This window comes from Actinomycetota bacterium (genome assembly GCA_030019255.1).
GTDB lineage: Bacteria > Actinomycetota > Geothermincolia > Geothermincolales > RBG-13-55-18 > Solincola_A.
This window is the reverse complement of record JASEFK010000001.1, coordinates 21397-42095: the sequence shown is the minus strand read 5'-3', so window position 1 is coordinate 42095 and position 20699 is coordinate 21397. Positions and strand designations below refer to the sequence as shown.

Annotated in this window: 16 protein-coding genes; 4 read left to right on the top strand and 12 right to left on the bottom strand. The window is 62.8% G+C overall.

Features of this window, described 5'->3' with window-relative positions:
- Positions 1 to 56: 56 nt before the first annotated feature.
- From QME84_00165 to QME84_00135, 7 genes are all read right to left on the bottom strand, one after another.
- Positions 57 to 1022 (bottom strand): electron transfer flavoprotein subunit alpha/FixB family protein, encoded by a 966-nt coding sequence (locus tag QME84_00165; GenBank protein ID MDI6872690.1) that lies wholly within the window; start codon positions 1020 to 1022, stop codon positions 57 to 59.
- Positions 1023 to 1817, bottom strand: a complete 795-nt coding sequence (locus tag QME84_00160) for an electron transfer flavoprotein subunit beta/FixA family protein (GenBank protein ID MDI6872689.1) — start codon at positions 1815 to 1817, stop codon at positions 1023 to 1025.
- A gap of 60 nt (positions 1818 to 1877) precedes the next feature.
- Positions 1878 to 3014: a (Fe-S)-binding protein gene (locus tag QME84_00155; protein ID MDI6872688.1), complete on the bottom strand. Its 1137-nt coding sequence runs from the start codon at positions 3012 to 3014 to the stop codon at positions 1878 to 1880.
- A 188-nt stretch (positions 3015 to 3202) separates the two neighbouring features.
- Positions 3203 to 3592, bottom strand: coding sequence for a cobalamin B12-binding domain-containing protein (locus tag QME84_00150; protein ID MDI6872687.1), 390 nt, complete (start codon positions 3590 to 3592; stop codon positions 3203 to 3205).
- A 48-nt stretch (positions 3593 to 3640) separates the two neighbouring features.
- The gene (locus QME84_00145; GenBank protein ID MDI6872686.1) at positions 3641 to 5278 is read right to left on the bottom strand and encodes a methylmalonyl-CoA mutase family protein; all 1638 of its coding nucleotides are present in this window, start codon (positions 5276 to 5278) and stop codon (positions 3641 to 3643) included.
- Between the two features lie 69 nt (positions 5279 to 5347).
- The gene (locus tag QME84_00140) at positions 5348 to 5857 is read right to left on the bottom strand and encodes a cob(I)yrinic acid a,c-diamide adenosyltransferase (protein ID MDI6872685.1); all 510 of its coding nucleotides are present in this window, start codon (positions 5855 to 5857) and stop codon (positions 5348 to 5350) included.
- A complete protein-coding gene (locus QME84_00135) occupies positions 5854 to 6699 on the bottom strand; it encodes a zinc ribbon domain-containing protein (GenBank protein ID MDI6872684.1) in 846 nt (281 codons plus the stop codon). The genes QME84_00140 and QME84_00135 overlap by 4 nt, the downstream gene beginning before the upstream one ends.
- A 272-nt stretch (positions 6700 to 6971) precedes the next feature.
- Between QME84_00135 and QME84_00130 the strand changes: the two genes are divergently transcribed.
- A complete protein-coding gene (locus QME84_00130) occupies positions 6972 to 7847 on the top strand; it encodes a 3-keto-5-aminohexanoate cleavage protein (protein ID MDI6872683.1) in 876 nt (291 codons plus the stop codon).
- A gap of 289 nt (positions 7848 to 8136) precedes the next feature.
- On the opposite strand, the gene QME84_00125 is transcribed toward QME84_00130, so the two are convergent.
- Complete coding sequence (locus QME84_00125) at positions 8137 to 9669, bottom strand: NAD(P)/FAD-dependent oxidoreductase (protein MDI6872682.1); 1533 nt, start codon at positions 9667 to 9669, stop codon at positions 8137 to 8139.
- A gap of 527 nt (positions 9670 to 10196) precedes the next feature.
- Complete coding sequence (locus QME84_00120) at positions 10197 to 12131, bottom strand: acetate--CoA ligase (protein MDI6872681.1); 1935 nt, start codon at positions 12129 to 12131, stop codon at positions 10197 to 10199.
- 307 nt (positions 12132 to 12438) lie between these two features.
- Here QME84_00120 and QME84_00115 point away from each other — a divergent pair, with 307 nt between their 5' ends.
- From QME84_00115 to QME84_00105, 3 genes are all read left to right on the top strand, one after another.
- Entirely contained in the window at positions 12439 to 13437 is a 999-nt protein-coding gene (locus QME84_00115; GenBank protein MDI6872680.1) for a CoA-transferase, read from the top strand.
- A gap of 5 nt (positions 13438 to 13442) precedes the next feature.
- Positions 13443 to 14210 carry a CoA-transferase gene (locus QME84_00110; protein MDI6872679.1) on the top strand — a complete coding sequence of 256 codons (768 nt, stop codon included), beginning with the start codon at positions 13443 to 13445 and terminating at the stop codon, positions 14208 to 14210.
- Between the two features lie 472 nt (positions 14211 to 14682).
- Positions 14683 to 17247 (top strand): MEDS domain-containing protein, encoded by a 2565-nt coding sequence (locus QME84_00105; GenBank protein MDI6872678.1) that lies wholly within the window; start codon positions 14683 to 14685, stop codon positions 17245 to 17247.
- A 212-nt stretch (positions 17248 to 17459) separates the two neighbouring features.
- Here the strand turns inward: QME84_00105 and QME84_00100 are convergent, their stop codons facing one another.
- The 3 genes from QME84_00100 to QME84_00090 all read right to left on the bottom strand — a co-directional run bounded on the left by QME84_00100 (position 17460) and on the right by QME84_00090 (position 20585).
- Positions 17460 to 18146: an acetate--CoA ligase family protein gene (locus tag QME84_00100; GenBank protein ID MDI6872677.1), complete on the bottom strand. Its 687-nt coding sequence runs from the start codon at positions 18144 to 18146 to the stop codon at positions 17460 to 17462.
- 293 nt (positions 18147 to 18439) lie between these two features.
- Entirely contained in the window at positions 18440 to 19318 is an 879-nt protein-coding gene (locus QME84_00095; protein ID MDI6872676.1) for an amidohydrolase family protein, read from the bottom strand.
- 154 nt (positions 19319 to 19472) lie between these two features.
- Positions 19473 to 20585 carry a saccharopine dehydrogenase NADP-binding domain-containing protein gene (locus QME84_00090; protein ID MDI6872675.1) on the bottom strand — a complete coding sequence of 371 codons (1113 nt, stop codon included), beginning with the start codon at positions 20583 to 20585 and terminating at the stop codon, positions 19473 to 19475.
- Between the last annotated feature and the right edge of the window lie 114 nt (positions 20586 to 20699).

Here is a 20699-nt window from a genome sequence, read left to right as displayed (position 1 = left end):
AAAGATCCTGCTATCTCATTATGGGCACCGGAGGAGCCGGGGCTCCATGACGATTATTAAAGCCCCTTCAACTCCTTGATCTTCTCCGTGAGCTTGGGCACCACCTTGAAGAGGTCGTCCACGATGCCATAATCGGCGATGCCGAAGATGGGGGCATCGGGATCCTTGTTGATGGCCACGATGACCTCCGAGCCCTTCATCCCCGTCACGTGCTGGAAGGCCCCGGAGATGCCCACCGCCAGGTAGAGCTTGGGCTTCACCGTCTTCCCGGAGATGCCCACCTGGCGGTCGGCCGGGAGCCAACCGGCGTCCACCACGGCACGGGAGGCGGCGAGGTCGGCGCCCAGCACCTTGGCCAGCTCCTCCACGATGGGGAGGTTCTTGTCCTCGCGTATGCCGCGTCCCACGCCCACCAGCATGGTGGACTGGGTGATGTCCACCTCGCCCACCTCGGGCTCCACGTATTCCACGAACTTGCGGTAGGTGATCTCCTCCTTGACCGGGTTGTCCACCTTGACGATCTCGCCGGACTTGGAGGGTTCGCCGGCCTGGAAGGTAGCCTCGCGCACAGTGAGGATGTACAGGTCGGCGTCCTTCATCACCATGTGGGCGTCCAGCTTGCCCCCGTAGAACTGGCGGGTGGGCTTGGGCTTGTCACTGTCCATCTCCAGGGCGGTGATGTCGGTGACCAGGGGCGCTCCCAGCTCCACGGCCAGCGCAGGTGCCAGGTCGATGCCCTGCGCGGTGTTGCCGATGAGCACCAGCCCCGGGTTGTGCTCCTTGATGAGGGCGGAGAGGGCCTTCTGGTAGGCCTCAGAGTTGTAGTTCTCGAACATGGGGTCGTTGACGTAGAGAACCTTGTCCGCGTACCCAGCGGCCTTCTCCGCGAAGGCGTCCACATCCTTGCCGAAGAGGACGGCCACCACCGTGCCGCCCAGGCCGGCGGCGCCGCACAGCATCTCGATGGATACGTCGCGCATCTCGCCGCGACGGTGCTCGATGAGAACGAAGATGTCCTTCATTTACACCAGCCCCTTCTCCTTTAGGATGGCGGCCAGCTTGGCCGCGGTCTCCTCCGGGTCGCCCTCCAGTATCTCCGCCATCTCGCCCACCACCGGGGGCGTGAACTTCTCCAGTACGGCCCACGAACCGGCCTCCCCCACCTCGGAAGGGTCCAGCCCCAGGTCGGCGGCGCTCTTCACGGTGATCTCTTTCTTGGCCGCTTGCTTGATGCCCTTGAAGGAGGCGTAGCGCGGCTCGTTGATGCCCGTCTGGATGCCCAGCACGCAGGGCAGCTCGATCTCCAGGAACTCCAGGAGGCCTCCCTCCAGCTCGCGGCCCACCCGGGCCCGCTTGCCGTCCTCCAGGATCTCCACCTTCTTCACGTAGGTGGCGTGGGGCACGCCCAGGAGCTCGCCCAGGGCCGCGGGGACCACACCATACCCGTCATCGTCGGCCAGCGCCCCGGTAAAGACGATGTCGTACTCCAGGTCCTTGATGGCCGCCGCCAGGGCCTTGGCCACCGCGAACCCGTCGCTGCCGTCGAAGGCCTCGTCCTCCAGGCGGATGGCCTCATCGCCACCCTTGGCCAGGGCCATGCGGATGACCTCGTCGTTCTCCTTGGGCCCCAGGCTGATGACCGTCACCGTGCCCCCGAGCCTCTCCTTGATCTGTATGGCCTCCTCCACGGCGTAGTTATCGCACTCGTTGATGCCGAAGGACAGGCGGCTCTTCTCGATGTCCTTCCCGGAGGCATCGATGTGGACCTCGGACTCCGCGGTGTCCGGGACCCTTTTCACGCACACCACCATGTTCATACCCTTATCACCTCTTCCCTTTCCTATCCCTTTTCTTTCCGCCGGGGAAACGGGGTCTATCTACAAGGCCTCGGCCAGGAGCTCGAGGATGTCCGCCACCCGCATCTCCTCCTCGATACCCTTCACCTTGGTGGCGTCCTCCAGGGTGAGGAGGCAGAAGGGGCAGGCGACGGCGATTATTTCCGCTCCCAGCTCCTTGGCGTCGGTGACCCGTATCTCGGCCAGCCTCTCTTCCTTGGACTCACTCTCCACCCACATCTTGCCGCCGCCCCCTTCGCAGCACAGGCTGCGCTCCCGGCAGCGGTCGAACTCCCGGAAGTCCACCCCGGGGATGCGGGTGATGATGTACCTGGGCTCGTCGTAGATGTCGTTCTGCTTCCCCAGGAAGCAGGGATCGTGGTAGGTGACCACCTTGGGGAGCTCCCCCTTAAGCTGGAGCTTGCCGTCCTCTAGGAGCTGGGCCACCAGCTCCGTGTAATGGAGGACGGGGTGCTTGAGGCCGTGGTACTCCTTCTTGAGGGTGTTGTAGCAGTGGGGACTGATGGCCACGATGCGGTTGATGTTGAAGGAATTGAGGAGCTCCACGTTCTCCTCGTCGCACATCTCGAAGAGGCCCTCCTCGCCCAGGCGGCGCACCTCGCTGCCGCAGCAGCTCTCGTCCTCCCCGATGAGCCCGAAGTCCACCCCCGCCGCGTCAAGCACTTTGACCAGGGCCTGGGCCACCTTCATCACCCGGGGGTCGTAGGCGTCGGTGCAGCAGATGAAGAGGAGGACGTCGGTGGTCTCCTCCGCCTCGGGCTCCAGGATCTTGACCTCCAGGTCCTTGGTCCAGTCCAGGCGCTTGGCACGCGGCGAACCCCACGGGTTGCCGTCCTTGAAGATGGACTCTAGGGCGTCGCGCACCGTGGGCTGGACCCTCCCCTCCTCGATCTGGATGCTGCGCAGTCCAATGAGCACCTCCAGGGGCTCCAGGCCCTTGGGGCAGCGGGCGGCGCAGGTGTAGCAGGTGGTGCAGTCCCAGATCTCGGGGCGCTCGGAGAGCTCCTCCAGGCGCTCCTCGTTCTGGGTGTCGTACATGAAGCACCTGACCCGCAGGGGAGTCCGCATGGCCACGGGACAACCCCCCGTACATCGGCCGCACTGGATGCATCCGAGGAGGTCATACTTGGTGATGAAATCGAGTTCTTCGGCGCACATGACAAACCCCGCTTCGTTCCTTTTTCCGTCCCGTATAACTTGCCTTGCTCTATCTCTAATGCCGGGCTCCACCCGTGGAAAGCAGGGCTTTCCCGGCAAGGGCCAACTAATTATATTAAATGTATTTCCGGAGTTTCAAGGTTGATCGAACAACCCCCTCAACGGGATTTTTCTCGAGGGAGGAACGTTCAACCGAGCCTTCTTTTGAGGAAGGACACTATCTCCGAGATGGAAGTGCCGGGACCGAAGATCTCCGCCACCCCCATGCGCTTGAGCTCCACGGCGTCGTCCATGGGGATGATGCCTCCCCCGAAGACCATGATGTTCTGCCCGCCCTTCTCCCGGAGGAGCTCCATGACCCGGGGGAAGAGGGTCATGTGGGCCCCGGAGAGGATGGAAAGTCCCACAGCGTCCACGTCCTCCTGGATGGCAGCCTCGGTGATCTGCTCCGGGGTCTGGTGAAGGCCAGTGTAGATGACCTCGAAACCGGCGTCGGCCAGGCCCCGGGCCACCACCTTGGCCCCCCGGTCGTGGCCGTCCAGCCCTGGCTTGGCGATGAGAATGCGCGGCTTCTTCATCTTACCTCCTGTCGAAAGTCCGGTTGGGGGTCAGATCCCGGTCCGACCCTAGTAGATGGGCTTTTCCCGGTATTCCCCGAAGACCTCCTTGAGGGCCCCGATTATCTCCCCCTCCGTGCAGTAGGCGCGGGCGCAGTCGATGATCAGGGGCATGAGGTTGGCATCCCCCCGCGCCCCTTCCTTTAGGGCCTCCAGGGTCCTCTCCACCTCCGCCGCGGAGCGCTCCGCGCGCAGGCGGGCCAGCCTCTCCCGCTGTCTCCTCTCCACCTCGGGGTCTATCTTGAGGATCTCGATGTCCAGGTTCTCCTCCGGGTCCTGGAAGCGGTTCACCCCCACCACTATCCTTTCCCCCCGCTCGATCTCCATCTGGTAGCGGTAGGCGGCGTCGGCTATCTCCCGCTGAAAGAAACCGTTCTCGATGCAGGCCAGTACCCCGCCCTGCTCCTCGATGCGCCGGAAGTACTCCTCGGCCTCCCTCTCCATGCGCTCGGTGAGGGCCTCGATGAAATAGGAGCCGCCCAGGGGGTCGATGACGTTGGTGACCCCCGTCTCATGGGCGATGATCTGCTGGGTGCGGAGGGCGATCTGCACCGCCTTCTCCGTGGGGAGGGCCAGGGTCTCGTCTAGGGAGTTGGTGTGCAGGCTCTGGGTGCCTCCCAGCACGGCGGCCAGGGCCTCGAAGGCGGTGCGCACGATGTTGTTCTCCGGCTGCTGGGCGGTGAGGGAGCAGCCCGCGGTTTGGGTATGGAAGCGCATCATCCAGGAACGCGGGTCCTTGGCCCCGTATTTCTCCTTCATGTGCCGGGCCCAGATACGGCGGGCGGCCCGGAACTTGGCGATCTCCTCGAAGAAGTCCAAGTGGGAGTTGAAGAAGAAGGAGAGGCGGGGGGCGAAGGAGTCCACGTCCAGCCCCGCGGCTATGCCTGCCTCCACGTAGGCGAAGCCGTCGGCCAGGGTGAAGGCCAGCTCCTGCACCGCGGTGGAGCCGGCTTCCCGGATGTGGTATCCGCTGATACTTATGGTGTTCCAGCGGGGGACCTCCGCCGAGCAGAAGGCCAGGATATCGGTGATGATGCGCATGGAGGGGCGGGGAGGGAAGATCCAGGACTTCTGGGCGATGTACTCCTTCAGGATGTCGTTCTGGATGGTCCCCCCCAGCTCCCGGAAGGAGGCCCCCTGCTTCTCCCCCACGCACAGGTAGAAGGCCAGGAGCACCGCCGCCGGTCCGTTGATGGTCATGGAGGTGGTGATCTCCCGGAGGGGGATGCCCTCGAAGAGGATCTCCATGTCCTGGAGGGAATCGATGGCCACCCCGCAGCGTCCCACCTCGCCCTCCGAAAGGGGATCGTCGGAGTCCCGGCCCATGATGGTGGGCATATCGAAGGCCACCGAGAGCCCGGTCTGCCCCCGCTCCAGGAGGAACTTGTAGCGCCGGTTGGTGTCCTCTGCGGTGCCGAAGCCGGAGAACTGGCGCATGGTCCACAGCCGCCCCCGGTACATGGTGGGGCGGATGCCCCGGGTGTAGGGATAACAGCCCGGGTATCCCAGGTCGTGCTCGTAGTCCAGGTCCTCCACGTCCTCCGGGGTGTAGAGGGGCTCCAGCTCGGTGCCGGAGAGGGTGGTAAATTTTTCCTTATCAAGCCCGGAGGGCTCATAGTGTTTCCGGTACCATTCTTTCTTGCCCATATTCGCTCACCACGGAATTTCAACCACGGATACCGCGTCTAGCCTGCAACAAGAAGCACGTGGTCTCGTTTAATATTCTATACCCTTGCGCATGGGCACCCCGCGCCGGTAGTGATGCTTCACCTCGCGGACCTCGCTCACCAGGTCGGCTATATCCACGAGCTCAGGCGGCGCGTAGCGGCCGGTGCATACCACCTCCATATCGGGAGGGCAGGAGCGCAGGAAATCCAGCACCTCCTGCAAGGGAAGAAGTCCATAGTCGATGGCCACGTTTATCTCGTCCAGGATGAGCATTTGGTGCTTTCCCTCCCGGGCGACTTTCTTGGCCAGCTCGAAACCTTCCCTAGCCATGCGCAGGTCCACCTCCTCCGGGGCGCCCTTCTTCACGAACTCGTCCCTCCCGGACATGACGATGGTCAGGTCCGGAAGGCACCTCTGGCAGGCCAGCAACTCCCCGTAGGTCCGTCCCTTCATGAACTGGATCATGAACACCTTCTGCCCGTGGCCCAGAGCCCGCAGGGCCTGCCCCAGGGCGGCGGTGGTCTTGCCCTTGCCGTCTCCGGTGTAGACCTGGATCATTCCCGCAACCTCGCTCCGCAATCCGGACAGAACCTGGCTTCGGGATCGCCCACCAGCTTCCCGCAAGCGGAGCATGGCAGGCTCCCCGTGGGTTCGGTCACCGTCGCTTCCTCCTTGTCCATGGGCCGGGACTCCGTTTCCCCGAAGGGGGCCGCTGCCGTCGCTCCGGGCGGCGCTCCCTTTCCCTCCGGTTTCTCTACCGTCGTCTCTCCCACCTCCGTCGCCGGTGTGGGCTCCGCGGGAGTCTCCTCCCCGGCTCCCGCGACCTCCGGCTTAGGCCTCACCCTTCTTCCACAACTCCCGCAGAAGTTGGCGTCCGGCTCCAGCACCTTGCCGCAGCCGGGACACCTCTCCGCCGCTTCCCCCGCGGTCCGCGCCGGGGGCTCCTCCGCAGGGGGGGTCGGGGTCCTCATCTCCTCCCTCACCGTGGCGGTAACAGTGCCCGGAGGAGCAGCCGCGGTCACCGTAGAGCGATGAACCGTTCCCGACGGAGGCACGGGGCCCGGGGCACCGGCCGGTGCTGGGTAACCCGTGGCCGTCGCCTGCCCGCAGTATGGACAGGTCGCGGCTCCCGGAGTGAGATAGTTCCCGCAGCGTGGACAGCGTGCCGCCGGGGGCGCCATCTTCGCCGCTCGCAGCCCCTCCAGGTAGGCCTCCCAGCGGACCGCCTGCTCCCGGATGTCCTTGAGGGTACGGTAGGCGTCCAGCATGGGGCCTTCCTCCAGCCTGCCCTCTTCCCCCGCCTGGTAGGCCAGTCGACCCAGGTAGTAGATGTATTCCTGCTCCCTCTGTCTGAGCTGCTTGAGGTATTTCCTTATCTGCCCGGGATTATAGCCCTGCATCTGCCCCTCCTTCTCATCCCGACCCCTCTACTCGAGCTCCTCTCGTCACTCATGCGTACTTCCCGCCATTCCTAACATATCAAACATCGGCCCCTCCCTGTATACCGAAACCTATCCCCCGACCGTGACCGGAACAGGACATAAGTATTAAGCGGAGATTACTAAATTGCCTCACTCGCCCTTTTGTATTAGTATTAATGTTGCTTCCCGAAAGACTAGGGGGAGCATCGGCGTGAATCGGTGTTTCAGCAGGGAAAGCAGGAGGTGTTGCCATGTCGCTCACGGATAAATGCATCATCACGGCGGCCCTGGCCGGTGCCGCTACCATGAAATCCCAAAACCCGGCCGTTCCTTACACCGTGGAGGAGTTCGTGGAGGAGGCCTACAAGTGCTACAACGCGGGGGCGGCCATCGTGCACATCCACGCCCGCGACCCGGAGACCGGGCTTCCCACCTCCAGCATCGATATCCTGCGGGATATCGTCAAGGGGATCACCGAGAAGTGCCCCATCATCATCAACCTCTCCACGGCCATCGGCATCGGGGCCACGCCGGAGGAGCGCATCAACGTGGTCAAGCAGCTCAAGCCGGAGATGGCCTCCCTGAACACCAACTCCATGAACTTCGCCCTGGGCGACTGGAAGAATTACCAGATACTGGGCGAGACGGTGTTTACCAACACCTTCCAGATGCTCGTTGATTTCGCCAAAACCATGAAGGAATGCGGCACCAAGCCGGAGCTTGAGGTCTACGACCTGGGCGGCGTCTACAACACCCTCTTCGTCCGCAACCAGGGCATCTTCGTGGAGCCCCTCCACTACCAGTTCGTCTGGGGAGTGCTGGGCGGCTGCTGGCTGGATCTGGCCAACTTCAAGCGCTTCATGGACCTCATCCCCGATGACGCCACCTGGAGCACCTGCGGGGTGGGCCCGGCCCAGTTCCGCGGGGCCTTCATCGCCGCCGTGGAGGGAGGCCACATCCGCGTGGGCCTGGAGGATAACATCAACATCCGTAAGGGTGTCCTGGCCCAGGGCTCCTGGGAGCAGGTCGAGAAGGCGGTGAAGATCGTGGAGCTGGCCGACCGCGAGCCGGCCACCCCGGATGAAGCCCGTCAGATACTGGGCCTGAAGGGCGGCCCGGAGATCTAAGAAATCACTCCCACCGGAAGAAGGGGGCCCGCATCGCGGGCCCTTTGCTTTATCCCGTAGTCCTTTCCGGCAGCTCAGCGGCCCCGGCATCCTTACCCTTCGCCTTGAGCGGGTTCCCTTTCCTTATCCCGACCAGCACTCCATGAAAGCAGATAGCTGGTCGCAGCAAGCGAGGCTCCAGGCATGGCTTTACCGGACAAAGTAGTGCCGGGATCTTATGATCTCCCTTAAAGGCCGGGGTTTGGTAGGAGCGAGCGTCTCAGCGAGCGAGACCATTAACCCCGGCCGCTCACTTTATCCCGTAGTCCTTCCCGGTTATGGCCTGGGCACAAAGGATGCCGCTGGAGCAGGCACAATCCATAGCCACCCCGTAGCCCCGCGCCGTGTCCCCGGCCAGGTAGAGCCCCTCCACCCCGGGGACCTCCACGTCCGGCTTGAGGCTTCCCGCCTGGGTGACGCTCTTGGCCACCCCCTCCAGGCGGGTGCATACCGTGTACAGCTCCCAGTCCACGCATTCCTTGAAGCCGGGGTAGATCCCCTCCAGGAAATCGGGAACCGCACGCACCACCTTCATCACCAGTTCCCGGTTGCGGGATTCTTCCTCGGTAAGGGGAAGGTATGCGGTGAAGAGATGCTTCCCCTCGGGAGCGCAGGTGGGCTCGATATAGGACTGGATGTTCCAGGCCATGTACACGTCCCAGCTGAAGCCCTTGGAACGGGACACCACGCAGGGGGTCTTCATCAGCCGGCGGGCGTGCTCCTCGGGCACCGGGAGGTCGGAAAGCCCGATGTAGGGATTGACGCTTCCATAACCGTAGAGGGACTTCACGCGTCGGGCGAATTCGCGGGGGAAGACTTCCTCCTCCGCGAAGCGGAAGAGCTCCTGCACCGGCGGGTTGAATATCACCCGGGGAGCGGAAACGAACATTTCCTCGCCGTCCTTCCTTAAGAGAACACCGCGGACGGCGTTTCCGTCCATCTCTATCCTCCGGACCTCGCTTTCCAGGAGGAGCTCTCCGCCGAAATCGCGCAGCCTTCCGGCCATCGCCTCCGACCAGGCCATCACCCCGCCCTCGGTGAAACCCCCCACGTACACCTCCCCGCCCTTGAGGATGGTGGGGGCCAGGACCTGGGCGGAATAACGCAGGATGTCCCCGACGGATATGTCGTGGGGATCGTTTATGGTGGTGATAAGGGTGCCTATGCACCGGAAGTAATCGTAGAGAACCGGGCTTTCGGCGAAGCCCAGGTTCACCAGGTGTTCGTGCAGGGAGACCCGGTCCAGCTGTTCGAGCTCCTCGGGGGAGTAGGCCAGGAGCTTGCCGAAGAAATCCAGGTAGTTTTTGCCCAGCCGGTCCAGTTCGGCCTGGATCTTCTCATCCACTCTGGTGCTTTCGCTCAAGGGGGGTTCCCGGTAGAACTTGCCGTCCATCCAGGACCCGGTGAGGAAGGGCCTGATGGTCACCGGCCGCGAGCCGTAACCCCCGATGAGGTCGCGCAGGACAGCGAAATACCCCTCCCCGGCCACGCTGACCCCGTGGTATCCCAGGTCCAGCACGTACCCGTCAAGAGTGCCTGATGAGGCCATCTCCTCCAGGCCGGGACGCGCTTCCGCCAGCCAGCAGTATTGCCCGGCGAGGAGACGCCGGTACCAGGCGGTCCCCCTTTCCCGCAGCTCCTCCCCGCGAAGGGAAAGGGCGCGACCGCCCACCCGGTCCTCTTTCTCCACCACCAGGACCTTCATGCCCTCCTTGGCTAAGAGGATCGCCGCCGAAAGTCCCCCCACCCCTGCGCCAATCACCACCGCGTCGTATCTGTCCATGACCTCCGCTCCCTCCTCCCTGATTCTTCCAATCGCTCTTTCGTATCGAGTTTTTCCTGTCAGGTATCAGGAAATGATTACCAGGTATTGAAGACGGCAGGGAGTGCACGCGGCCAACGCCTTACCTCCAGGGTTTTTCCGTTGCCGAACATTCATGGCCACTCTGGGAAACTGGGTAGAGGAAATTCGGCACTTTCCACCGCGTCACGCGGGGCTGCCGGCATCGACGGCGCGATAGAGCCTGGTCGTATCCGGGAATCACTCACCTCTTTTCGGCAACCTGGCAGGAAAACGGCGTTCCGGTTTTTCTGCGTTCACATAATACAGTTTTTGACACCAGATTTCCAAGCTCTGCCATCCATGCATGCTCGCGGATACGGGAATAGGCCGGAAGTCGCGCTCTGGATCCTCACGGCCCGAAGAACCGTAACGGGCAGATACACACACGGGCCGAGCGCCTGCCGGAAAGCCGGCGAGGACGGCCCGGGGGAGGCTACCTATCCACCAAGGCATCCAATTTCAAGGCCTTACCTTTTTTGGGGGATTTCATCCAGCGCCTGCGGGTTCTCCACCGAGGACATGTCGCCCAGCTCCTCACCCAGGTACTTGGCCTTGATCAGGCGGCGGACGATCTTGGCGGAACGGGTCTTAGGGAGGGCGGTCACGAAGTGGACCTCGTCGGGGCGGCCCACCTTGCCCAGGTACTCCGCGGCCTTGTCCTTGATGGCCTCGGCGAGCTCGGTGGATGGCTTGTAGTCCGGGCGCAGGACCACGAAGCAGACCACTGCCTCCCCCTTGATCTCGTGGGGGACGCCTATGGCCGCCGCCTCGGAGACCGCCTCGTGCTCCATGAGAGCGGCCTCGATCTCCGCCGGGCCGGTTCGCCTCCCGGAGACCTTGATGGTGTTGTCGGAGCGGCCGTGCAGGAACCAGAACCCGTCCTCGTCCACCGATGCCCAGTCCCCGTGGTACCAGACGTTGGGCCAGCGGGACCAGTAGGTCTCGATATAGCGGTCGGGGTCGCGCCAGAAGCCCCGGGTCATGGAGGGGGCCGGTTTCAGGGCCACTAGGTGTCCCTTCTCCCCCCGCACCGGCTTCCCCTCGTCGTTGAAGACGTCTATGCACATGCCTAGTCCCGGTCCCCGCAGGGTGACGGGCTTGAGGTCGGTGATGGGTAGAGGGGAGAGGAAGCAGCCCACGATCTCCGTCCCCCCGGAGATGTTGATGATGGGGAGCTTCCCCTTTCCCACCTTCTCGAAGTACCACGTCCAGGACTCCGGGTCCCAGGGCTCCCCGGTGGAGCCCAGGATGCGCAGGCTGGAGAGGTCGTGCTTTTCCACCCAGGCCTCCCCGAAGCGCATGAGCATGCGGATGGCGGTGGGGGAGATGCCGAAGATGGTGACGGCGTGCCGCTCCACCAGGTCCCACAACCGGTCCGGCTCCGGGTAGTCGGGAACCCCCTCGAAGATGAGGAAGGTGCCCCCGAAGTTCATGACCCCAATGATCATCCAGGGCCCCATCATCCAGCCGATGTCCGTGAGCCAGAAGAAGACGTCCTCCTGCTTGACGTCGAAGTAGTAGCCCACTTCCTTGCACATCTGGGCCAGGCAGCCCCCGTGGGTGTGCACCGACCCCTTGGGTTTTCCGGTGGTGCCCGAGGTGTAGATGATCATGGCGTAGTCCTCGGAATCCACCTCTTCCGTGGGGCAGTCCTCGGGGAGGCACCACATCAGCTGGTCCATCCAGATGTCCCGGGTGGCGTGCCAGGGGATGTCGATCCCCGCCCGGCGGTAGACCACCACGTGGTTGATGCTGGGGACCTGGCCCACGGCCTCGTCCGCGTTCTCCTTGATGGGGAAGACCTTGCCCCGCCGGAAGGAACCGTCGGCGGTGATGAGCACCTTGGCCTCGGCGTCCCGGAGGCGCGCCGCCACCGGGGCGGGGCCGAAGCCGGAGAAGATGGGGATGGGGATGGCCCCGATCTTCAAACAGGCCAGGAGGGAGAAGACGATCTGGGGGCTCATGGGCATGTAGATGCCCACCGTGTCCCCCTTGCCCACCTTGAGGTTGCGCAGGGCGCAGGCCATCTTGCAGGTCTCGCGGTAGACGTCCCCGTAGGTGTAGCGGCGGATGGCCCCGTCGTCCCCCTCCCAGATGAAGGCCAGCTTGTTTTTAACCGGGGTCTCCATGTGCTTGTCCAGGCAGTTCAGGACAATGTTGGTCTTCCCCCCCAGGTACCACCTGCACCACTGGATGCCCCGCGAGTCGTCCAGGACCTTCTCGTAGGGCTTGTACCAGCGGATGTCCAGGTCCTCCATGATGGCGTCCCAGAACCACTCCAGCTCCTCGCAGGACCTCCTCAGGAGTTCCTGGTAGTCGGAGATGCCGTGCTTGCGCATGAAGCGGGTGATGTTGGCCTTCTCGATATAGTCCCCGTAGGGCCTCCAGACGATTTCGCTCATCTCGCTCCCTCCTCCTTCGCGGAAAGCCGGAACGCTCGACGGAAAAAACGGGACCGCGTCGCCCGATGATGTTGCGTGAGGTGCCGTGATGAGGTTTACGAAGTTATGCCGCGAGCGTGGCTCGTCGCAGTAATAATATCTTTACGAAATTCCTAACCCTGTCAAGCCTTCGACCCGAGGATACACCAGGGTTACCGGAATAGCAAGTACCACTTAACAGATTGCACATGCAGGAGCTTGATGTTATTCTACATATCGATTCGATTCGGCGAGCCGCAGCCCGATTCGTAAAGGGAGGGAAGGAAAAATGTTCGAAGTGGTTGCCCAAGGCGAGGGACCCCTGTTCATGGATCCCGACGCCGACAAGGCCCGCGAGTTCTTCCGCACCAAGAACCGGGCCATGGTTAGCAAGGTCATGACCGTCAGCGAGGCGGTAGGCAAGTTCGTCCACGACGGCGACTACCTGGCCATAGGCGGTTTCGGCGCCAACCGCATCCCCACCGCCGTGTGCCACGAGATAGTGCGCCAGCGCAAGAAAAACCTCATCTTCGCCGGCCACACCTCCACCCATGATTTCCAGATACTGGCAGCCGGCGAGGTGTTCAATCGCTGCGACATCGCCTACATCATCGGCCTGGAGGCGCGCGGGCTCTCTCCCAACGCCCGGCGCTACATGGAAAGCGGGAAGGTGGAATGCTGCGAGTGGACCAACTACGCCATGGCCTGCCGGCTGAAGGCGGCGGCCATGGGGGTTTCCTTCCTGCCGGCGCGCAACCTCATGGGCACGGACACCTTCAAGCGCAGCGCGGCCAAGATAGTAAAGTGCCCCTTCACCGGGGAGCAGTACGTGCTCTACCCTGCCCTCTGGCCGGACGTCTCCGCCATCCACGTCCACGAGGCGGACATCTACGGGAACGCGCGCATCAAGGGCATCTCCATCGCCGACCTGGAGCTGGCCCGGGCCTCCAAGCGGCTGATCATCACCACCGAGAGGCTCATCCCCAACGAGGAAATCCGTTCCGACCCCACGGCCACGGTCATCCCCTACTACCTGGTGGACGCGGTCTGCGAGGTCCCCTTCGGGAGCTACCCCGGCAACATGCCCTATGAATACTTCTCCGACGAGGATCATCTGCGGCTGTGGCTGACGGTGGAGAAGGATCCCGAGGAGTTCAAAAAATTTCTGGACAAGTACATCTACAAGACCCGCGACTTCAACCAGTACCTGGAGCTCTGCGGCGGCCTGGAGCGCATCAACCAGCTGCGCGCCGTGGAACACCTCATCGACCTGGGAGGGAGGGGGTGATGGGAATGGCGGATTATAACACCATGGAGATGATGATCTGCGCCGCCGCCCGCAACCTGGAGGACGGCAAGGCGGTGGCCGTGGGCACCGGCGCCCCCTGCGCTGCGGCCATGCTGGCCCAGAAGGCCCACGCCCCCAACCTGGTGATCATCTTCGAGGCCGGGGGCGTGGCCCCGCTCCTGCCCACCATGCCCATCTCGGTGGGGGACTCCCGCACCTTCTACAAGGCGGTGATGGCCAGCGGCATGTGCGAGGTCATGGAGACCATCCAGCGCGGCATGGTGGACTACTGCTTCCTGGGCGGGGCCCAGATCGACATGTACGGGAACCTCAACTCCACGGTCATCGGGGATTGGGAGAAGCCCAAGGTGCGCTTCCCCGGCTCGGGCGGGGCCAACGACTTCGGGTCCCTGGCCTGGAGGATAATGGTCATCACCCCCCAGGATACCCGCCGCTTCGTGGAGAGGGTGGACTTCATCACCACCCCCGGTTACCTGGACGGGCCGGGAGCCCGGGAGCGGGCCGGGCTCCCGGCGAACACCGGCCCCTACAAGGTGATCACCAACATGGCGGTCATGGGCTACGACCCGGAGACCAAGCGCATGCGGGTGGAATCCATCCACAAGGGGTACACCTTCGAGGACGTGCAGGCCAACACCGGGTTCGAGCTCCTCAAGGCCCCGGAGGTGGTGGAGACGCCGGAGCCCACCGAGGAGGAGCTCCGCCTGCTCCGCGAGGAGGTGGACCCCAACCGCTACATCATCGGGCGATAGGCGCGAAGCGGAGACTCCCGCACGCCGGCCGGTGTGGTGCCTCCTTCCACCCCGTGGTCCTGGGGTTGCGATACTTGCCTCGGGGACCGCCCCGCCGTAACCACCGGGCTGAAGCGCATCGCGTCGCCCTTCCCGCGTTGTCCCGGTGGAGGCGAACAGCCTTAACACACGCTCTCGAAGGTTTCCACGGGCAAGGCAAGGACCGTAGGTATCGCTGTGCACTGCCTACATCGTCTTTGCGAAGGGGACATGACCTCCGCCGCGCTGGTTCCGGTGGTTTACCCAACGGTCACCCCCGGCCCGAAACGCATCATTGCGAAACGTCCCCGCTGGTGATATGTTCAACAGGTCACTCCTGCATCACCCTCCAGAGGATGCGCGGGGGAACCCGGGGGAGACCGGGTGGTCCTTGAACTTCCAGGAATCTCCTCTCGTGACGGAAAGGCAAAGGAGTGCGGTATCCTTTGTCTCCATGGAAAGGATGGATCTCATTCCCGAACTGAGGAGAGTGTCACACGGCAGGCACATCTGCCACCTCTTATCCACCGAGGAGCAGAGGCTTGAGGTGGCCTGCGATTATATCCGAACCGGGCTGGAGCAGGGGGAGAAGGTGGTATACGTGGGAAATGGATCCCGGGGGAAAGAGGTGCGGGAACTCCTCGCACGTTCCGGCCTGGACCCCGCCAACGCCGCCGCACGCGGACAGTTCCTTATCTATGACCCCCTCCGTTTCTTCATCCCCGCTGGAGATTTCTTCCCCCGTGCCGTCCTCGCCGCCTGGAACGAGGAAGCCCAGCGCGCTTTGCGGGAGGGGTGGCCCACCCTGCGCGTGCTCACCCACATGTCCTGGGCCCTGGACCGGCCCCCGGGATGGGAGGGCCTGGCGGAATACGAGGCGGAGATAAACCGGCTTCCAGAGGGTGGAAACTGCATCTTCCTCTGCCAGTACGACCGCCGCCGCTTCCCTCCCGAACTGCAGCTGGACCTGCTGCGCACTCACCCCCAGGTGATCATCGACCGGGAGATGTTCGACAACATCTATTACCTCCCACCCGGTGAGTTCCTGGAGAACATGGCCCCTTCCTTTGTTCTCGAACACCACTTCCAGCACCTGGGAGAGCGGAAGCGGTCCATCCTGCAGATGGAGGAAGCGCGCGCCTTCTCCAAGGCGGTAGTGGACACGGTGCGGGAACCCCTCCTGGTGTTGGACGTCGACCTCCGGATGGTGGCCGCCAACCGGTCCTTCTACCGCACCTTCCGCGTGACCCCGGAGGAGACGGAGGGAAAACCGATCTACGAACTGGGGAACCGACAGTGGGACATCCCCGCCCTGAGGGAGCTCCTGGAGGAGATCGTCCCCCGGAACACCAGCTTCGAGGATTACGCGGTGGAGCACGACTTTCCCCGCATCGGCAGGAAGGTCATGCTCCTCAACGCACGCCGCCTCTACCGGGAGGATGAACGCACCCAGCTCATCCTCCTGGCCATGGAGGACATCACCGAAAGACGGGCCGCCGAGGGGGAACTGCTCCGGCGCGAGAGGTACTTCCATCGCCTGATTGAGAACGCCTTCGACGCCGTCACCGTGCTCGACGCCGAGGGCCGTCACGTGTACGCCAGTCCCTCCACGGAGCGGGTGCTGGGGTGGAAGCCGGAGGAGCTGTTGGGAAAAACCGTCTTCGAGTTCATGCACCGGGAGGACCTTCCGCAGGTCACCCAGGCTTTCCGGAATGGCATCCGACACCCCGGCCAGGTAAATCGCGTCATCCACCGCTGGCGCGACCCGGAGGGGAACTGGCGCATCGTGGAGAGCTCGGGGGTGAACCTCCTGGACGACCCCTACGTGGGGGGCGTGGTGATAAACTGCCGGGATGTCACCCAGCAGACGCTGACCCAGCGACGCGTGAACCGCCTGAACCGGATGTTCCTCTCCCTGGGGGCCGATTTCCTCTCCAACATGGAGATAATCGTCCAGGCCTGCCGGGACATCCTGGAGGGAGAGGCGGCGGCCTACGCCCGCCGGGAGGGAGAAAAACTGGCCCTCCTCACTACCTTTCCCGGCGAGGAGGGCTTCCTTTTGCTCGATGACCTGGAGGTATTCGCCGGGCACCCGTTGCTGCGCGGGGAGGACGCCGGACCCCTTATCATAAAAGGGGATAAAGAGGAGGTGGTCCCGGGGAGGGACCCACTGGCCGTGGCCCATGGTTACCGCTGTTTCGCCGGCCTCCCCGTGATCGTGGGCGATATGGTCAAGGGGGTCCTCTCCGTCTACTGGCAACGGGTTCATGAACTGAACACCGAGGACCTGGAGACCTTCGCCACCCTGGCCCGAACCCTGGCCGTGGAGGAGGAGCGCCTCTCCCGAGAGGAGGGCCTCAAGGGCTTCATCGACGTGGCCTCCCACGAGCTGCGCCACCCGGTGACCATCATCCGGGGCTATGCCCTCACCCTCCGGGAACGCCTCAAGGGGAGGGGCGGAGGGGAGGAGATGGAGATGCTCACCGCCATCGACGAGGGATCCATCCGCCTGGTGCGCCTGGTGGAAAACTTGCTGGATGTCTCCCGCATCGAGCGCGGCCAGCTGGAGCTCGAGTGCCGGGAGACGGAGGTACTCCCCCTCCTGCACCGGGCGGTGGCCGAGGTGGGGATCATGGATCGCAAGGTCACCCTGCGGGCGAAGGGAGAGCTGGGGGCCTGCCGCCTGGACCCGGACCGCTTCCTGGAGGTGATGTTCATCCTGCTGGACAACGCCTTCAAGTTCTCCCCTCCGGGGTCGGAGGTGGTGGTGGAGGCGGAAAGGGACCGGGAAGGATATCTCTTTTCGGTCAGGGACCGTGGGGCCGGTATCCCGGAGAAGGAAAGGGCCCGGGTTTTCGACCGCTTCTACCAGGTGGAGAAGCCCCGCTTCCATTCCAAGCCGGGCGTGGGGATGGGGCTCTACATCGCCCGGGAGATCGTGGAGCGCCACGGCGGAAGGATATGGCACGAACCCAGGGAGGGAGGAGGATCCGTCTTCCGGTTCACCATACCCGGGTAGACCGTTCGGCCCCTGGCAAAGACACCCCGTGGAGAAATCCGGTATGATTTCACTGCACCGGTGTCCCTTATGGTGCGAATGCAATGGCAAATTGTAGAAAATTCAAGGATCTTCGCCGCGCTGGAAGTGCCGGGCTTCCAGCACATATCCTTATCTTCATACCCATACTGGACTTGGGCATGAACATCTAGGTTCGGCTCGAAAGGGGCTTTTCACTTACCCGATCCGTCGCCCAGGACCACCAGGGCGTCCACCACCACCGGGCGCGGGCCGTCCAGGATCACCGGGTTCATGTCCATCTCCCTGACCGCCTCGTACTTCAACCCGATGTCCCCGACGGCGATCAGTATCCTGGCCAGGAGATCGCGGTCCGCGGGCTCCTTGCCCCGGAAGGGCCCCAGTATGGCCTTGGCCTTTATCTCCTCCATCATCTGGAGGGCGTCGTATTTCTCGATGGGAGCCACCCGGAAGGAGGTGTCCTTGAGCACCTCGGTGAATATGCCCCCTAGGCCGAACATGACGCAGGGCCCGAACTGGGGGTCCCGAACCAGGCCGACCACCAGCTCCCTCTCCCCCTTGATCATTTCCTGGACCAGTACCCCGTCGTAATGGTCGTCGCCCAGGTTCTCGATGATCTCCCTGTAGGCCCTCTTGACCTCCTCCGGCCCGTCCAGCCCCACTTGCACCAGGTTGCGCTCCGTCTTGTGGGTGATGTCGGGGCCGCAGGCCTTGAGCACCACGGGATACCCGATCATCTCCGCGGCCTTCAGGGCTTCCTCCTCGCCCAGGACCAGTTCCTCCCTGGTTACCGGGATGCCGTGCTCGGCGAGGAACTTCTTGGCCTGGTATTCGGAAAGGGCCCTCTGCCCCCGGGCCAGCGCCTCCTCTATGATGCCCATGATCTCCTCCGTTGCGTTCTCTTTCCTTTCCCTGCGTTTCGTGAAGAAATATTATCCCAAATCCAGGAGGGTGACAACACGATGAGCCCGATAGGTAGCCTGTTATCGCTTGACAGGGGTCACTGACGTACCCGCCGTTTTATACGGCCGTTATTCAGGAAATCACCCATGGAACCACAAGACCAGCCGAAATACACCAGAGGTGCCTCCCTGTTCCCTCCGCTCTACCCGGCAAGCCCTCACTCGTGTTGCAGGTATCCGTGCCTTTCGCTTTTCTCGCCTTTCTTGACTCCCTATTCCAACAGCGCCATGATGTTCCTGCCCGTCAACTTGTTCCGTAGAATCTCATTCTTCCCTGCCGCTCTGCGCGCAATCCTCAGCGCATACTTGGAGTCGCTTTCCGGCCAGTCGGAACCGAACATCACTCTATCGTGCCCGGCCACTCTAAGGGCCTCTCTCACCACCTTGAGGGGCTGAAAAGAGGTTTCCAGGTAGACGTTTTGGTAACGTTGCGCCAACCAGATAGCTTTCTCCGGATAATATAAACCCATGTGACCGAGGATGAAAGGAATATCAGGAAAAACGGCGATCAGCTTTTCCAGACGCAAGGTGTTTCCAAAGGCAGAATAACCATCTTTTACGACGTAATAATCGAACTCGCCGGTATGGGCCATCACCGGCTTTCCGTAAGGACGGAAGGCTTCCAGGAGATTAAAGTAGAACGGGTCTTCGGGAGCAATGCGCTGGAGTATGGGGTGAATCTTGAGCCCCCGGCATCCTCCTTTCATTTGCAGGTGCAGGTCTTTCTCCCAGTCCTCCGAGGAGGGGTGGACGCTTGCGAAAGGAATGAGCCTGGGTTCACCCCGACAGAGCTCTAAATAGACATCTCCGGTGACAAACGGCGCCACGGGGTGGACTACGCTCTTTTCGATACCATTTTTCTCCATATAGCGTAGGAGGTTTTCCCGGCAGCCCATGGACAGGCGGAGCTGGTTTTCTAGTGCTAAAAGGATACGAGCGTATTCCGGGGGCTCTCCTTTCCATAAGGGATTATGGAATCTCAACCACTCGTAATTCCTGATTAAGAGCCTAGGCATCTTTTCACGCTCAGGATCTGGCGTGACCCCGGGGATGGGCAATTCCAGGTGGGCATGAGCGTCTATGACCGGCATGAAGTTCTCCCTCCTCCCAGGAACTCCGCAATTTATCATGGGTTTTCTTAAACATCAGGGCGGGGGCGAGAATGGACTTTACTCCCGCCCCCGCCGTTCGAGGAATATGGTCCCCTACTTCCGGAGCACCTCGCCTCCCTTTACTCTTCTCCCCTCACAGGGGCTCGACCATGGCGTCATCCTGGTAGAAACGGATCCCCTTCTCCTTGAGGCGCGCGATGAACTCGTCCGGCGGTAGACAGGCCTCGGGTCCCATGACCCCCTTGCCCTCCACCTTGCCCTCCCCGATGAGCTGCACGGCCACCGAGGCGGGCAGGCCGGTGAGGGCGTCCATGTGGGCGGCGGCGCCGTATACAATGTGGACCCAGCGACCCCCCTTCTTCCCGGTGACATCCACGCGACAGGCCGAGCCGGTCTGCGGTGGTTTACCAATATTCTCCAGTGAAGGAAGTGCGCGGTTGAAGAATCTACCCAGCATATCCTTCTTTTTCTCCGTGTCGGTGAGCCTCAGCTTGACCAACAGGTTGGCTAGGGCGACCAGGTAACGCTCCACCAGGCCTCCCTTCAAGGTCACCGTGCGGGCGTTGATATAGCGGGGAATGGTGATGGGCTCAGGATGTCCGGCGTGAAAGACCTCCATCTCGCCAACGGGCTCGGGGAACTTGATCCTTTCCAGTCCCGATCCCGCCGGAACCCAGGTTATGCGACCGTTGATATAAGTGGGGATCATCCCACTCACAGCATGAATATAATGAAGTGTTACCGCCTTTCCCGTCGTATCCGAGGCATGGCAACCCCAAGAAGTGGCGATCTCGTCCACCTCCTCCAGCTGGTCTGCCGCCTTGCGGGCCAGGACGTTGGTGATGCCCGGCGTCCAGCCCACCCCGGTCACGGCGATCACTCCGGCCTTCTTGGCCGCCTCGTCCAGCTCCAGGACCTCGGCGGCGGCATCGTAGTCGTCGCAGATGCTCACGTAATGCGCGCCGGCCTCGATAGCCGCCCGGGCCATCTTGGCCTCGTACTTGTAGAAGGGGCCTGCGGTGCCCAGGGCGATATCGTGGCCCCGGATGAGATCCACCAATCCGGCGTGATCGTCGGCGTCGGCCTTCACCGCCTTGCACTTGGAGCCCAGCTCCGCGGCCAGCTCCTGGGCCGCCTCCAGGTTGTAATCGGCGATGGTCACCTCAGTGACCATTTCCGCCGCCGCCAAGTCCTTCACCGCCAGCCTGCCCATGGCTCCCGCTCCTCCGATAGCGATGACCTTCATCCTCATCTCCTCCTTTCCCTTCCTTTGGTCAACATTTCCTTCAAGGGGTGCGTTTCCTTCTGAAAACCGGCATATTCATTCCGCTCTCCCCAGTAATAGCCGGGATTCCTTTCG

Coding starts and splice junctions, on each gene's coding strand:
- QME84_00145 (MDI6872686.1), bottom strand. CDS start 5,278: ATGGGCAAGAAAGAATGGTACCGGAAACACTATGAGCCCTCCGGGCTT.
- QME84_00110 (MDI6872679.1), top strand. CDS start 13,443: ATGGCGGATTATAACACCATGGAGATGATGATCTGCGCCGCCGCCCGC.
- QME84_00135 (MDI6872684.1), bottom strand. CDS start 6,699: ATGCAGGGCTATAATCCCGGGCAGATAAGGAAATACCTCAAGCAGCTC.
- QME84_00125 (MDI6872682.1), bottom strand. CDS start 9,669: ATGGACAGATACGACGCGGTGGTGATTGGCGCAGGGGTGGGGGGACTT.
- QME84_00165 (MDI6872690.1), bottom strand. CDS start 1,022: ATGAAGGACATCTTCGTTCTCATCGAGCACCGTCGCGGCGAGATGCGC.
- QME84_00160 (MDI6872689.1), bottom strand. CDS start 1,817: ATGAACATGGTGGTGTGCGTGAAAAGGGTCCCGGACACCGCGGAGTCC.
- QME84_00115 (MDI6872680.1), top strand. CDS start 12,439: ATGTTCGAAGTGGTTGCCCAAGGCGAGGGACCCCTGTTCATGGATCCC.
- QME84_00100 (MDI6872677.1), bottom strand. CDS start 18,146: ATGGGCATCATAGAGGAGGCGCTGGCCCGGGGGCAGAGGGCCCTTTCC.
- QME84_00150 (MDI6872687.1), bottom strand. CDS start 3,592: ATGAAGAAGCCGCGCATTCTCATCGCCAAGCCAGGGCTGGACGGCCAC.
- QME84_00155 (MDI6872688.1), bottom strand. CDS start 3,014: ATGTGCGCCGAAGAACTCGATTTCATCACCAAGTATGACCTCCTCGGA.
- QME84_00140 (MDI6872685.1), bottom strand. CDS start 5,857: ATGATCCAGGTCTACACCGGAGACGGCAAGGGCAAGACCACCGCCGCC.
- QME84_00105 (MDI6872678.1), top strand. CDS start 14,683: ATGGAAAGGATGGATCTCATTCCCGAACTGAGGAGAGTGTCACACGGC.
- QME84_00130 (MDI6872683.1), top strand. CDS start 6,972: ATGTCGCTCACGGATAAATGCATCATCACGGCGGCCCTGGCCGGTGCC.
- QME84_00120 (MDI6872681.1), bottom strand. CDS start 12,131: ATGAGCGAAATCGTCTGGAGGCCCTACGGGGACTATATCGAGAAGGCC.
- QME84_00095 (MDI6872676.1), bottom strand. CDS start 19,318: ATGCCGGTCATAGACGCTCATGCCCACCTGGAATTGCCCATCCCCGGG.
- QME84_00090 (MDI6872675.1), bottom strand. CDS start 20,585: ATGAAGGTCATCGCTATCGGAGGAGCGGGAGCCATGGGCAGGCTGGCG.